Origin of the sequence: Actinomadura spongiicola, from assembly GCF_003432485.1 — a bacterium.
Lineage (GTDB): Bacteria > Actinomycetota > Actinomycetes > Streptosporangiales > Streptosporangiaceae > Spirillospora > Spirillospora spongiicola.
Window position 1 is genome coordinate 957,861 of record NZ_QVNQ01000001.1, and the last position, 13,974, is coordinate 971,834.

The 13,974-nt window shown below is 70.5% G+C and carries 12 protein-coding genes and 1 pseudogene; 6 read left to right on the plus strand and 7 right to left on the minus strand.

From position 1 onward, the window contains the following. Nucleotides 1-294 precede the first annotated feature (294 nt). Nucleotides 295-879, plus strand: a complete 585-nt coding sequence (locus D0T12_RS04515; RefSeq protein ID WP_117397934.1) for a carbonic anhydrase — start codon at nt 295-297, stop codon at nt 877-879. 286 nt (nt 880-1,165) lie between these two features. Then, entirely contained in the window at nt 1,166-1,549 is a 384-nt protein-coding gene (locus tag D0T12_RS04520) for a hypothetical protein (protein WP_147339375.1), read from the plus strand. Between the two features lie 120 nt (nt 1,550-1,669). Here the strand turns inward: D0T12_RS04520 and D0T12_RS04525 are convergent, their stop codons facing one another. Both D0T12_RS04525 and D0T12_RS04530 read right to left on the minus strand, forming a co-directional pair. After that, nucleotides 1,670-3,121, minus strand: a complete 1,452-nt coding sequence (locus tag D0T12_RS04525; protein ID WP_117398054.1) for an MFS transporter — start codon at nt 3,119-3,121, stop codon at nt 1,670-1,672. 37 nt (nt 3,122-3,158) lie between these two features. Beyond that, on the minus strand, nt 3,159-3,749 hold the full coding sequence (locus D0T12_RS04530) for an NADPH-dependent FMN reductase (RefSeq protein WP_117397936.1): 591 nt from the start codon (nt 3,747-3,749) through the stop codon (nt 3,159-3,161). A gap of 158 nt (nt 3,750-3,907) precedes the next feature. Between D0T12_RS04530 and D0T12_RS04535 the strand changes: the two genes are divergently transcribed. Further along, nucleotides 3,908-7,144, plus strand: coding sequence for a BTAD domain-containing putative transcriptional regulator (locus D0T12_RS04535; protein ID WP_117397937.1), 3,237 nt, complete (start codon nt 3,908-3,910; stop codon nt 7,142-7,144). Nucleotides 7,145-7,233: 89 nt separating this feature from the next. Here D0T12_RS04535 and D0T12_RS04540 read toward each other — a convergent pair whose 3' ends face one another. The 3 genes from D0T12_RS04540 to D0T12_RS04545 form a co-directional block, all read right to left on the minus strand. Further along, nucleotides 7,234-7,977 (minus strand): class I SAM-dependent methyltransferase, encoded by a 744-nt coding sequence (locus tag D0T12_RS04540; RefSeq protein ID WP_117397938.1) that lies wholly within the window; start codon nt 7,975-7,977, stop codon nt 7,234-7,236. 20 nt (nt 7,978-7,997) lie between these two features. After that, nucleotides 7,998-8,132 (minus strand): hypothetical protein, encoded by a 135-nt coding sequence (locus D0T12_RS36965; RefSeq protein WP_267900386.1) that lies wholly within the window; start codon nt 8,130-8,132, stop codon nt 7,998-8,000. Between the two features lie 141 nt (nt 8,133-8,273). Then, nucleotides 8,274-8,582 (minus strand): hypothetical protein, encoded by a 309-nt coding sequence (locus tag D0T12_RS04545; protein ID WP_117397939.1) that lies wholly within the window; start codon nt 8,580-8,582, stop codon nt 8,274-8,276. Nucleotides 8,583-8,995: 413 nt separating this feature from the next. Between D0T12_RS04545 and D0T12_RS04550 the strand changes: the two genes are divergently transcribed. The 3 genes and pseudogenes from D0T12_RS04550 to D0T12_RS04560 all read left to right on the plus strand — a co-directional run bounded on the left by D0T12_RS04550 (nt 8,996) and on the right by D0T12_RS04560 (nt 12,280). Beyond that, nucleotides 8,996-9,487 carry a VanZ family protein gene (locus D0T12_RS04550; RefSeq protein ID WP_233525838.1) on the plus strand — a complete coding sequence of 164 codons (492 nt, stop codon included), beginning with the start codon at nt 8,996-8,998 and terminating at the stop codon, nt 9,485-9,487. Nucleotides 9,488-10,084: 597 nt separating this feature from the next. Then, nucleotides 10,085-10,213: pseudogene (locus D0T12_RS04555) on the plus strand (4a-hydroxytetrahydrobiopterin dehydratase); the annotation flags it as partial. Nucleotides 10,214-10,411: 198 nt separating this feature from the next. Beyond that, the gene (locus D0T12_RS04560; protein WP_199487275.1) at nt 10,412-12,280 is read left to right on the plus strand and encodes a CocE/NonD family hydrolase; all 1,869 of its coding nucleotides are present in this window, start codon (nt 10,412-10,414) and stop codon (nt 12,278-12,280) included. Between the two features lie 195 nt (nt 12,281-12,475). Here the strand turns inward: D0T12_RS04560 and D0T12_RS04565 are convergent, their stop codons facing one another. Both D0T12_RS04565 and D0T12_RS04570 read right to left on the minus strand, forming a co-directional pair. Further along, the gene (locus D0T12_RS04565) at nt 12,476-13,732 is read right to left on the minus strand and encodes an alpha/beta hydrolase (RefSeq protein WP_117397942.1); all 1,257 of its coding nucleotides are present in this window, start codon (nt 13,730-13,732) and stop codon (nt 12,476-12,478) included. Then, nucleotides 13,729-13,974 carry a hypothetical protein gene (locus tag D0T12_RS04570; RefSeq protein ID WP_117397943.1) on the minus strand — a complete coding sequence of 82 codons (246 nt, stop codon included), beginning with the start codon at nt 13,972-13,974 and terminating at the stop codon, nt 13,729-13,731. The genes D0T12_RS04565 and D0T12_RS04570 overlap by 4 nt, the downstream gene beginning before the upstream one ends.

Below are 13,974 nucleotides of genomic sequence, written 5' to 3' on the forward strand. Positions count from 1 at the left end.
ATTCCGATTGCACGCCGAGGCGGGATGCTTAGGAGTCCTTGACATTCCCCCAAGGCCAATTGTCTACTTATTCAGTAGGAAAACAAGGTTCGCGCGGTGAAGGAGGCCACATCCTCGGCTGGGAGGAAACCTGGCCTCCCCGCGTCGCCTCGGCTGTTGAGGCCTTGGCCGGCGCCTTCCCCATGCCACCGGACGCATCGCAAGTTCTGCGGACCGTCACCGACTCCACCACACGATGCCGAGACACCTGGCTCATGGCGACCCCGAACGCCGCGCCGGAAAGGGAGTAGCTCAATGTCCGTCCTGCCCGAGGTCATCGCCGCCAACGCCGACTACGCCGCCGAGTTCGGCGACAAGAGCGAGCTGGCGCTGCCGCCCGCCCGCGGCTTCGCCGTCCTCACCTGCATGGACGCCCGCCTCGACCCGGCCAAGTACGCGGGCCTGTCCGAGGGCGACGCGCACGTCATCCGCAATGCCGGCGGCCGGGCCAGCGACGACGCCATCCGCTCCCTGGTCATCTCCTACAAGCTGCTCGGCACCAAAGAATGGTTCGTCATCCACCACAGCGACTGCGGCATGGAGTTCTTCACCGACGAGGTCATCCGCGGCCTGCTCGCCAACAGCCTGGAGACCGCGGCGCTCGGCCCGGACGGCTTCCACGACGTCGGCACCGGCCCCGGCTCGGCCGAGGGCGACTACATCGACTGGCTCACCATCTCCGACCAGGAGACGAGCGTGACCGAGGACGTCCGGCGCATCCGCAACCACCCGCTGGTCCCGTCCCGCATCCCCATCTACGGCTACATCTACGACGTCAAGAGCGGCCTCCTGGTCGAAGTCCCGTCCGCCACCGCCGCGGGCGCCGCCGTCTCCGATTGAACCTGCCTTGGGACGGCGGCGAACACGGGCACGCACGGTTGCTGATCATCTGATCCCTCGACCCGAGGACGGTGCCGAACAAATGCGCTGGGCCCGGTGCCGAGCGAGATCTCGACACCGGGCCCTTGCCGTGCTCTCGAAGGACCATGAACAATGCCGCCTGAACTGATCGCCCAACGCTTGACCAGGAGTGCGCGTGCCGGGACGTGAGCCGCCACCATCTGAACGAGAGGCGGCTCCCGTCCTGACAGGGGGCAAGGCGAGACGGGTCGCCAACACTGTGGGCGTGGCGGCGTGGATCCTGGGGCTGTTCGCCTTCCTGGCCAGTGGGCTCGGGGTGGGACCGGTTTTGGTGGGCGTCACGGCGGCGGTGGGAGAGCCGGCGAAAGCCGTCGTCGAGCACTGCGCCAACACTGACCGGAGCCGCTCGCTGCAAGCCGACTGCGAGGGCACCTGGGTCACCGCGGATGGGGCGCGATCGTCCGGCCACATCTCTGGGGTCGGTTCACGCGACATCGATGAAGAGGTGCCGGTCCGTGTGGGGCCGTTCGGTCCCTACAAGATGCCGGTGAGCGCATACTGGCAGGTCTACGCGCCACTTCCCGCCGTGGGCTGGATCGGTTACCTCCTGGCGCGTCGCCGCCTGCGTAAACCGCGTCCCGCGGGATGACCGAGCACATCCGTATCGCCGACCCCGCCCACAAGGCCGACCTGCACCAAGCTTGACCGCCGTCCGCCGACGCGTACCCGGTGCGTCGGCTCGGCCACCGGGCGGTCGGGTCCGCGCACCTCAGTGGAGGGCGGGGGCGGACTCCTCCGTGGTGGGGGTGGGGGACGGGGCCGAGTGCCGGGGGAGGGCCAGGGCGGCGAAGATGCCCGCCAGGGTGAGCCCGGCCGCGATGTAGACCGCGTCGCGCAGGCCACTGGCCGTGGCCGTGTGCAGTGCCTCCCCGGTCAGGTCGCCGAGACCGGAGGTGGAGACCCCGACCAGGACCGCCAGGCCGATGCTCGTCCCGATCTGTAGGGCGGTGTTGGCCATGCCCCCGGCGGCGCCCTGGTCCTCGTCGGCGACCCCCGTCCCGGAGGCGCCGAACATGGTCGGGTAGATGGTGCCCATGCCCATCCCGTAGACGATGAGGCCCGCGAGGATCGTCCAGTACGAGCCGTCGGTGCGCATCCCGGCGGCCAGCATCGCGCCGCCTCCGGAGCCGAGCAGCAGCGCGATGACCAGGGTCGACCGGGCGCCGATGCGGAGGATCAGCCGTTCGGCGACGAAGTTGGCGATCCCGATCACCACCGAGAGGCTCAGGAAGGCCAGCCCGCCCTGTAGCGCCGAGTAGTCGAGGACGCCCTGGAGGTAGAGGCTGAGGAAGTAGACGAGGTTCTGCATCGAGATGCCGAAGGTGAGGATCACCAACAGGGCGGCACGGAGGTTGGGGTTGCGGAACATCCGCAGCGGCATCAGCGCGTTCCTGGTGCGCGCCTCGATGATGACGAAGGCGGTCAGCAGCGCCGCCGCGAGGACTGCGGAGGCGACGACCTGCGACGCGGTCCAGCCGGTCTCCGGGCCCTGGGCGATGGCGAACACCAGCAGGGTCAGCCCGGCCGTTCCGGTCAGGGCGCCGGGGATGTCGAAGCCGCGTCCCCGCTCCCGCGGGCCGTCGGGGTCGAGAAGTACGAACGCGCCCGCGGTGCCCGCGACGACCAGCGGCACGTTCACCAGGAACACCGCCTCCCAGCCGAACGCATGGGTCAGGACGCCCCCGAGCAGCGCACCCAGGCTCAGCCCGCCCGCGCCGGCCATGGCCCACACGGCCAGCGCCCGGACGCGGTCGGGACCCTCGGTGAATCTGGTGGTGACCAGCGAGAGCGTCGCGGGGAACAGCACCGCCCCGCCGACCCCCTGGGCCGCCCGCGCGGCGATCAGCATCGCGGGCGACGTCGCCAGGCCGCCCAGCAGCGACGCGGCGCCGAACACCAGCATCCCCAGGACGAACATGCGGCGGCGGCCCAGCAGATCGGCCGAGCGCCCGCCCAGCAGCAGGAAACCGCCGAAGAAGATGGCGTAGGCGCTGACCACCCACTGGGTGGCGTGGCCGGACAGCCCGACGTCCCGCGCGATGTCGGGCAGCGCCACGTACACGATGGTGAAGTCGAGGGAGGTGATCAGGCTGGAGAAGGCCAGCAGGCCGAGGACCAGGCGCGCCCGGCTGCCGGTGGCGGTCTTCTCAGGAGAGTTCATGACGGGCTCCTTCACAGAGTCGGGATCAAGGCTTGGGTCATGCCGCGTAGGCGCGTGCGGCGCGGGCGTCGCGCAGGGTGCGCGCCCACCAGGAGAGCTGGTCGATCAGGCTCTCGGCCGCCGCGCCGCAGCCCGCGGCGTCGATCGGCCGGCCGTGGTCGTCGAACTTGTCCCGGCAGGAGTGGAAGCTGACCGTGTCGTGGACGGTGACGGCGTGGAGCTCGGCGAAGACCTGCCGGAGGTGTTCGACGGCACGCAGGCCGCCGGAGGCTCCGCCGTAGGAGACGAAGCCGACGGGCTTGGCCCGCCACTCGTCCACGAACCAGTCGATGGCCGCCTTGAGCGGGGCGGGGAAGCTGCGGTTGTACTCGGGTGTCACGACCACGAACGCGTCGGCCCGGGCCAACCGCCCGCCCAGCTCGCGCACCGGCGCGGGCGCGTCGGGGGCGCCCGCCTCGGTGGTGAGGACCCCGGGCAGATCGGTCTCGGCCAGGTCGACGACGTCCAGGGCGAGGTCGGGATGCCGACCGGCCTCCCCGGCGAACCATCCGGCCACCGTGGGGCCGAACCGGCCGCGCCGTGTGCTTCCGACGATGATGACGATGTTCAGGGGTCCGGCCGCGGTCATCGCCGCTCCCTTCGAGATCTCGGATCTCCGTCCTGTGCGGTTCGGTGAGCCGAGCCTGCCGACGCGCGCTTACCCGGCGCCTACCGCGCGCTTTCCCCCGGCGGTAGGCGGGGGAAAGCCGGGCCGGTTCCTGGGAAAGCGACCGTTATCGTGGGGATATGCGATTCGGGGTGCTCGGGCCGCTGGAGGTGTGGACGGCGGACGGCGCCCCGGTGGCGATGCGCGGGGCGAAGGTCCGGACGCTGCTGGCCGTCCTGCTCGGGCACGAGGGACGGCCGGTGCCCGTGGACCGGCTGATCGACGACCTGTGGGGCGCCGCGCCGCCCCGCGACCCGACGGGGGCGCTCCAGGTCAAGGTCTCGCAGCTGCGCCGCATCCTGGACGACGCCGAGCCGGGCGCCCGGGGCTTGGTGTCCTTCGAGGAGGCACTGGGTTACCGGCTCCGGACGGACGCCGAGGCCGTCGACGCGACGCGGTTCACCGGCCTACTGGCACGAGCGCGCGAAGCCTCCGATCCGCGGTCCCGGGTGGGCCTGCTGACGGAGGCGCTGCGACTGTGGCGTGGACCGGCCTTCGCCGACTTCGCCGACGAGGAGTTCGCGCGTCCCGCCATCGCTCTCCTGGAGGAGCAGCGACTCACGGCCGTGGAGGAGCGGGCGGAGGCGAGCCTGCGGATCGGCGGGCATGGCGTGCCGGCGAGCGAGCTCGGCGAGCTGGGCGACCTGGTCGATCGGTATCCGCTGCGCGAACGGCTCCGCGCCGCGTACATGCGCGTCCTGTACGACAACGGACGCCAGGGCGAGGCGCTGGAGACCTACGCCGACCTCCGGGCTCGCCTGCGCGACGAGCTGGGCGCGGACCCCGGTCCGGAGATCGCCGAACTCCACCGCCGGATCCTCGACCAGGACGCCGCCCTCACCGCGGCGTCCGGGACGCCTCCGCGGACCAACCTCCCCGCGCAGATCACCGAGCTGGTCGGCCGCGACGAGGCGGTGGCCCGGGTCCGGGCGCTGCTGGAGTCCGCCCGGCTGGTCACGCTCACCGGCCCCGGCGGCGTCGGCAAGACGCGGCTGGCCCTGGAGGCCGCCGCCGGGGCGATCGACCGTCATCCGGACGGTGTGTGGCTCGTCGAGCTGGCCGGCCTCGACCGCACGGCCGGGGACCGCGAGGGCGACCGGCTGGCGGAGACCGTGATCGCCGTCCTCGACATCCGTGACGACGCCGCGACGGGCCTGCCGCGTTCCGGCGCGCCCGCCGATCCGGTCGAACGGCTCGCCGGGGTCCTGCGAGGCCGCCGGTTGCTCCTCGTCCTGGACAACTGCGAGCACGTGATCGACGCGGTCGCCGCGCTGAGCGAGCGGCTGCTGCGGGCGGCGCCGGGGGTCCGGATCCTCGCCACAGGGCAGGAGCCCCTCGGGCTCGCCGGGGAGTCGGTCTGGCCGGTCCCTCCGCTGGAGTTGCCCTACTCCCCGTCCGACAACGGGCCCGCGACCCTCCGGCGGTTCAGCGCCGTCCGGCTGTTCGAGGCGCGGGCCGCGGCCGCCGCGCCGGGGTTCGAGATCGACGCCACCAACGCCCGCGCGGTCGCGTCGATCTGCCGCCGGTTGGACGGCGTCCCGCTGGCCCTGGAGCTCGCGGCCACCCGCCTGCGGGTGCTGGGCGTCCACGACCTGGCGGAACGGCTCGACGACCGGTTCCGGCTGCTGTCGTCCGGGCACCGCGGCGCCCCGGCGCGGCAGCGGACCCTGCGCGCGATGATCGACTGGAGTTGGGAGCCGCTGTCGGAGGCGGAACGCCTCGTCTTGCGGCGGCTCGCGGTGCACGCCGACGGCTGTGCGCTGGAGGCGGCCGAGGAGGTCTGCGCGGACGGCGGCGACGTGGCGCGCGAGGACGTCCTCGACCTGCTGGCCCGCCTCGTCGACCGCTCGATGGTGGTGATGGTCGACGGCCCGGCCGGGACCCGCTACCGGCTGCTGGAATCGGTCGCCGCGTACGCGTTGGACCGCCTGGAGGAGGCGGGGGAGACCGAGCGGCTCCGCCTGCGGCATCTGACCTTCTACACGGAACTGGCCGAACGGTCGGAGCGGCGGCTTCGCGGGCCCGACCAGCGGCGGGCGCTTCAGCGGCTGGACGTCGAGCAGGGAAACCTGCGCGGGGCGCTGGAGGAGGCCGTTCAGCGCCGCCGCGCGGACCTCGCGCTGCGGCTGGTCAACGCGATGGCCTGGTACTGGTACTTGCGCGGCAGGATCGGCGAAGGGCGGCGCGCGTTCGCGACGGCGCTGGGCGTCGACGGCGGGGCGCCCACCGCGCTGAGGGCACGGGCCGAGGCATGGAAGACCGCCCTGGACCTTCTGGGCGAACGGACCACAGAACTCGACACGCCCTCGGAGGCCATCGCCGATCCGGGCGAGCGGGCCAGAGCGGACTGGTTTCTCAGCGACGTACTCCTCGGCGCCGGGGATCTGGCCCAGAGCCGCGACCTGACGGGCCGGGCGCTGCCGGTGTTCCGGCGGCTCGGCGACCGCTGGGCGACCGCCGCGGCCCTCGCCACCGAGGCCAACCAGGCACTCGTCCGCGGCGACCTCGGCACGCTGGACCGGGCCGGATCGGAGAGCCTCGCGATATTCGTCGAGTTGGGAGACCGGTGGGGGCAGGTCCGGGCCACCGATCTGCTCGCCAGGCTCGCGGAGATCAAAGGCGACCACCACCGGTCCGCCGCGCTCGTCCGCGGGGCTCTCCGCCTGGCCGAGGAGCTCGGGCTGTGGCTCCAGGTCTCGCTGCTCCACTCCGGGCTCGGCCGGCTCGCCCTGCTGATGGGCGACCACGCCGAATCGGACCGTCGCCACGAGCGGGGCAGAAGCCTCGCCGCCGAGCACGGCTACCACCCCGGCGAGGCCTTCGCCCGCACCGGCCTTGCCCTCACCGCCCGCCGGGCGGGCCGCCTCGACGAGGCCGAGTCCCACATGCGCGCCGCCCTCGCCTGGGAACGCGAGGTGCGGTTCGCGCCGGGCATCACGCTCGCCCTGGCCGAGCTCGGCTTCACCGCGGAGCAGCGCGGGGACGCCGAGGCGGCGGCGGAACTCCACCGGGAGGCCCTCGCCGTCGCCCGGGACACCGGCGACCCCCGGGCGATCGCGCTGGCCCTCGAAGGACTGGCCGGCGTGGCGGCCCGCACGGGCGCCCCGGCGGACGCCGCACGGCTCCTCGGCGAGGCGACCGCCCTGCGAGAGTCGGCGGGGGCGCCCTTGCCACCCGAAGAACGCGCGGACGTCGACCGCATCACGGAATCGGCACGATCGGCCGTCGGCGACGAAGCCTTCACCACGGCGTTCACCACGGGCCACAGCCTGACCGTCCACACTCACCAGGGTTCGCACCAACGGGCGGACCACTAGTGCCCGTCCAGGATCGGACGGTCACCGCCTCAGCCAAGAATGGTGCCGCGGCGCCACGCCGTCCTCGCGGCGCTGCGCCGCGTCCTCGCCTAACGGCGCCATGCGCGCACGCCCCGGGGAGCGTCCGGCATCGGCGTGAGTCCGGCGGCCGACAGCTCTTCGGCGAGCCGTTCGTCGGAGATGACGTGGCAGTCGAACTCGGCGACCTCCTCGGAGACGAGCCGGTCGCCCTCCCACGTCCGGTACGCGTTCACCCACCGGATCGCCTCGTCACCGACGACGTCCGCCCGGGAGACGGTCTCGTACCGGCGGCGTCCCAGAGAGCGCCCGGGGACCACCGACGGCGGCACCGGCTCGGCCTTCTGCGGGTACTGCGCCTCGACGACCAGCACGCCGCCGGGCCGCAGCATCTCCGCCCAGCGGCTCCACAGCCGTGCCCGCTCGTCCGGAGCGAAGTGCATGATGAGGTTGAAGAACACGACCGCGTCAACGGGAACGGGCGGTTCGGCGGTGGCCGCGTCGTCGGCGAGGACGGTCACGCGGCTTTCGGCGTCCGGCAGGCGTGACAGGCGGGTGGCCAGCGCGGCCCGCATGATGCGTGCGGGCTCGATCGCGAAAATCTCCGCTTCCGGGGCCAGAAAGCCCAGCATCGCCTCGGTGAAGTGACCCGTCCCGGCCCCGACCTCGGCGACCGCGCGTGCGTCGCGCACCAGCTCGCGCAGGGCGGCGGCGAGGGAGTCCCAGTGGGCCTGCGGGAGGATCAGGTCGTAGTAGGGGGCGTTGACGGCGTATCCCTCGCCGCGGTCCGCCCGTCCGGCCTCGTCGATCGTCATTGGTGGCGTTCCTTCCTGAGTCAGGCCAGTTCGACGCCGGTGACAAGGGCGTCGTCGCGCAGCGGCGTCAGCGTGTCGAGCACCTCGGCGGCCAGGTGGGCGCCCGGGCGTATCCGCACGGCGAGCAGGTCACAGGCGGTCGCCGCTCGGCGCATAGGAGTTCGGTGTGTGCAGCACCAGCCGCCGTGGGCCGCCGGACGCCGGATCGCGCCGCACGCCCTGGAACAGCATGGGGCCCCACCAGATCGGCCTCGGCGGCGCCAACCGCCGGAACATGGCTTTCCAATGGTGAGTCGTCACCCGACGCCGCCGCGAGCGCGCGGAATCGCCTCGGTGACATGGATGGTGTAGTCGCACAGTTCACAAGCCTCCGCCGTGGCCTTGCGGACATGCCGCCGACAGCTCACGGGCCTTCGAGGCAAGGACACCTTCTTTCCGCGCAGGTCGTTGCGGGTCATCGAATCTCCTCTCGACCGCGACACGATGATAGCGACAATGATTTTCATTTGCGAGAAGAAGATCCCATGTCGGTACCCGTCGAGCTGGTGGCCGGACTGCACGGTGCGGCCCGGATCGCCGTCGTCGACCGGCTGCCGCGCGAGCACCGGGAGCCCTGGCGATCCACTACGACCTACGTACGATCAGGCTCGGCCTGACGGCGCGCACCGTCCGAGACGCCGCCGTCGCAAGGGAACGAGCGGTCAGCGGTCGCTGCCACGGCGACGTCGGCCCTGGGTTCGGGGCGGTGGTCGCTCCCGCAGGCACTGATGCGATCAACTAGGCACATCGCCAGCTTCTTATCGGCACCATTCCGGTCCGAGACTCAGGGCCTTCAAGGGGCCGGACGACACGTCCCGCAGTGTGTGCGTTCTCGCAGGTCAGCCGTAACGATAGTGCCGCAGCGCCCGGGTGTGCCCGCATTTTCATCGTTGTGGCCGGAGAAGCAGGTTTATCTCAAAGGGAGTGGGCATATGTGAGCGTACCCCCGATGGCAGCAAGCGCGTCTCAAGGAGTATTCGTGACGACGCCGTCAAAGACGAGCCCTCCACCCTCTGACGAGACGACGCGCTGGTATGTCAAGCCGTTGCGCGTCGCCGCCGTCACACTGGTTATCGGCGTGCTGTCGGTGTTCTTCTATTATGCGGCGAAGTTGACGCTCAGTTCTGTTCACGACCAGGGACAGGCCGGTGGCAACACGGATCCTGGCCGCTCGCTCCGCTTCTACCTCGACCGGCCCGCCCGAGAGGCGCTGATCCAGATCGGCGGCAATGTGGCCCTGCTCATGCCGCTGGGAGCCTTGGCCCCGACCGTCTTCACCCGCCTGCGAGGACCGCTACGGATAACCCTGGCCGGAGGTCTGGTGTCGCTGACGATCGAAACGATGCAGGGCTTGCTGGTCACCGGCCGCGCCTTCGATATCGACGATGTCATCCTCAATACGGCGGGCGTGATCATCGCGTATTTCCTGATCGGACGCAGAGCCTCTCGCCTGATCCGCGGGAAGAACTGATCCGGACAAAGTCCGCGTTGCGTCGCACGACCCTTACGTCTTCCATTACGCGACCTGCGCGGCGCCGTGCGCGTAGAGGGCCCGTCGCGGTGCTGGACGAGGCCACCGGAACTGTTGACCGAAGCCGCCAAGGATGTCAGCACCGCCACTCTGAACACCGCGGTGTATCGAGGTATCCGCCTGGGCCTGCTGGCGGCCGCACCCGCAATTACCGACAAGACAGTTGTGGCGCTGCGCCATGGTGTCCCGCATGCCGCTTCCAGCCACCGCCGGGCGGCCTCACCTTCACCTGGGCGCCGCGCGACCGCAATAACCGCACGGCCCCCTGACCCGCACGGAGCCAATTCCTGGCAGGCGCGATGCCGCCGCAGACGGTGCGGCAGTCGCCCACCGGAGAGGTCGAACATCGCGCCGTGGAGAACGAGCGACCGAGCTGCACGAGGCGTACCGCGAGCCGTGCGCGCCAGCGGAGGATCCGCCCGCCGACGGCTAACGCGCCACGCCGAGCCCGCGGCCGGGAACTGGCTGAGATCATCGCGTCCGGTGTCTGACCGCGGAGGTAGCCGTGTCCGCTGACGGACGACCAAGGCCCGCGAGGTCGGCCACCACCCGGACAGCCACATCATCTGGCAGCGCATCAGGTTCACGATCACCACTTACGACGCCGGCGGCCGGATCACCGTGAAGGATTTCGAGCCGGTCTGGACGGGCGGTGCGATGCACTGACGAAGGGGGCGAATTCAAGCGTCCGATAGATTCCGGCAACTCGCCACAAACAAACCGTTTGGCGCACCGATCGACCGTTCGACCGACAGCCTCTGACCGCCCTCCTGACCAGCCGCCGTGATGATGCGATGCTCCGCCCGACGACGTCGAACAGCCGCCGGGCGGCCCCGTCGCCCCGGCCAGGAAGGAGTTGCGGCGATGCGCGCGAGACGGCGGATGACCTGGGCGAACAGAAGAAGTCGCAGCTGGCGGCTGTCCCTTGTAGCGGCGGCCGTGGTGCTGCTGGGTGGCGTCGCCGCCGCGCCCGGTGTGGCGGCCGACGCCCCGCCGAAGGCGGAGGAGTGCGAATTCAGCGTCCAGAAGGACGTCCCTGCCACTATGCGGGACGGGACGGTATTGCGCAGCAACGTGTTCACGCCGAAGGGCAACGGCGAGTTCCCCGTCATCCTGATGCGGCTGCCCTACAACAAGGAGGGCGCCCTGAGCTTCGTCTATGGCTCCCCCGACCGTTACGCCAAGGCCTGCTACATCGTCGTGGTGCAGGACGTCCGCGGCGAGTACAAGTCGGACGGCACCTTCTACCCGTACCGGAGTGAGGCCGAGGACGGCTACGACACGATCGAGTGGTCCGCCGCTCTGCCGCACTCCAACGGCAAGGTCGGCATGTACGGGTTCTCCTATCCGGGGCTCACGCAGTTGCTGCCCGCCACCCTCACGCCCCCGCACCTGGTCACGATGGCCCCGGCGTTCACGTCCTCCGACATCTACGACGGATGGACCTACGAGGGCGGCGCGCTGTACCAGGCGTTCATCCAGGACTGGCTGCTGAGCTTCCTCAACGGCGGAGTCATCAGCAAGCTCCCGGACGGCGCGAAGCTGCGGACGGAAATGACCCAGGCGTCGCGGGACCTGCACGCCAAGTGGTACAAGCACCAGCCGCTGAACAACTTCCCGCCGCTGTACCCGAACGACAACCGCATCGCGCCGTACTACTTCGACTGGATCGAGCACCCGAGCGACGACGACTACTGGAAGCGCTGGAGCATCCGCACGAGGTATCCGCAGGTCAAGGTGCCGGCGCTGAACTTCGGTGGCTGGTCCGACATTTTCCTCAACGGGACGGTGGAGAACTTCGCCGGGATCCGCGCCCAGGGCGGCTCCGAGGTCGCCCGGAAGGGCACGAAGCTCCTCATCGGGCCGTGGACGCACGGCGGCTCGGGCCGCAGGGTGGGCGACGTCGACTTCGGTCCGGAGGCGGTCGTCGCGGTGGGCGATCTGCACATGCGCTGGTTCGACCACTGGCTGAAGGGGATCGACAACGGCGTGGACGAGGACCCGCCGGTGAAGGTCTTCGTGATGGGCGCCAACAAGTGGCGCACGGCTGACTCCTGGCCGATCCCCGGCACCGTCGACACCACGTACTACCTGCACAGCAAGGGCGACGCGAACACGGCGAACGGCGGCGGCACGCTCGATAACACCGCGCCCGCGACGAACGAGAAGGCCGACCAGTACCAGTACGACCCGGCGAACCCGGTACCGAGCGTCGGCGGCCGTTTCCAGAGCTCGGTGCCCGGCGGCCCGCGAGACCAGCGGTCCGTCGAGCAGCGGCAGGACGTGCTGGTCTACACGACCCCGCGGCTCACCAAGGACACCGAGGTCACCGGCCCGATTTCAGTCACGCTGTACGCCAGGTCCTCGGCGAAGGACACCGACTGGACGGCGAAGCTCACCGACGTGTCCCCCGACGGCACCTCGATGCTGGTCCGGGACGGCATCCAGCGCGCCCGGTACCGGGTCTCGCTGGAGAAGCCGGAGCTGATCACCCCCGGTGAGGTCTACAAGTACACGATCAAGCTGTGGCCGACCAGCAACGTGTTCAAGGCGGGCCACCGCATCCGGCTGGAGATCTCCAGCAGCAACTTCCCGATGTACGACCGGAACCCGAACACGGGCGGGAAGTTCGGCGCCGACACGACCACGCAGCCCGCGTCGCAGACCGTCCTGCACGACCCGGAGCACCCGTCGTCGATCACGCTGCCGATCATTCCGACGCCCGTCCGCTGACCCCGGCATAACGGCTGGCCCGCGCCCCCCGCCGCGGGCCAGCCGGAGGCCCGCACTATATGGGGAAAGGGTTTGTGTCCGAGGTCGGGCACACACTTTGTACATAACCAGGTGTTTGCGGGTATTCCAGAATGCCTCTCGGGGCCTAAATCACGGTCATGACTTCGAATCTCCTCGAATCCGATGAGGTTGCGCTCAGGCCGATATGAGGGGCCCAATCGGGAAGCGTTCGCCGAACCAGTGGGCCATCTCCTTTCCGGCGAGTGTGGCGCCGGACACCATGCCTTTATGCAGGGGCGCTCCGAAGTGGCGGCCCGGGATGCGGACGTGGGTGACGTCGGGGTGAGGCAGCAATTCGGCGAACCGTGTCGCGTCAGCGGGGAAACAGGCCTGGTCGCCGGTGAGTTCGACGATGAGGGTGGGAACGTTGACGTCGGGTGCACAGGCGGAAAGGTCGGCGCGGGTACCGTTGGCCGACCAGGTCGACAGCCATGCTTCGGGAGTGGTCAGCCGACCGAAGCCCACGACGCCATAGTTCGTGAGGTCGGGTCGCCGTCCGAACAGAGAGCCGTAGGGCCTGTCATTGGGGTCGATGCTGAGGTCGACCGACCGGAGGTCGGCATCGGTGCGGTGAACCACGATGACTCCGGTGGCGAGTGAGGCTCGACGATCGCGGGGGTCGTCGTGGGCCTTGAAGCGCTTCCTGGCGGTCATGGAGTCGTTGACGCGTTCCCAAGCGACGGCGTCGATGCGGCCGATCCGGGCACGTTGCGCTTGGCGGTAGCGCTCGATGAACTCGGGCGCGTAGCTGGAGCTTTCCGGGGGTGGGGCGAAGCCGTTGGCCGGGTTGTAGGGGTCGAGGTCCGGGTCGACGGAGAGGGGATCGGCCTCGTCGATGACCGAGGGGTCGATCATCCGCTGGAGCAGGGCGCCTTGTCCGGGGTGCGGGGCGAACATGACCAGGCCGTCCGCCGGCGGCATGGTGGCGTCCCGGAGCGGGACGGGTTTGCCTCCGGGAGTGGCCTCCAGGCGCGATCCGGGCTCCCGGCCGGCCTGCTGGAGGTAGAAGGCTGCCAGAGTGGCGCCGCCGGAGTGCCCGATCGCGACGACGTGCTCGAAGCCGCGGTCTCGGAGGAACAGGTGACCGGCTGCCATGTCGAGCAGCGCCTGCTCGTGCAGCAAGGTCAGGTCGTTGCCGAGCGAGCGGGCGCCTTGGGTCCAGACGGCGACCCCTCGGACGAGCAGTTCGGGCACCAGGACGTGGTGGGAGAAGTCCTGACGTGGGTGCATCAGGAAGGCCACTGTGGTCGCCCCGGGTACGACCCGGAGCAGCCCGTTGACAGTGGCACCGTCGTGGGTGGTCAGCTCGTGGGCCGTGGTGCGGGTACCGTCGGGCACCTGGGCGGGTGCCAGATACCGGCCGGCGCCCAGGCGGTCGGCGTCGTCGCTCATCGGGACTCCACGCGGAGTGCGTCCTTGTCGTGCTGGGTGATGATGGCGTTCTCGAGTCCGGCGACGGCGCTGTACCAGACCGCGTGGCGGCACCCCGTGGCGCGGCGGTCGATCAGGATCGGCCCGGCAGAGCTGATCCGGAAGTACGGGCCGACAGAGTCGATGGTGAGGCGGGCATCCTGTTCGGCGACGTCGAGGAAGCCCTCGTTCTCGGGGACACCGAGGACGTACATGCGGGGCAT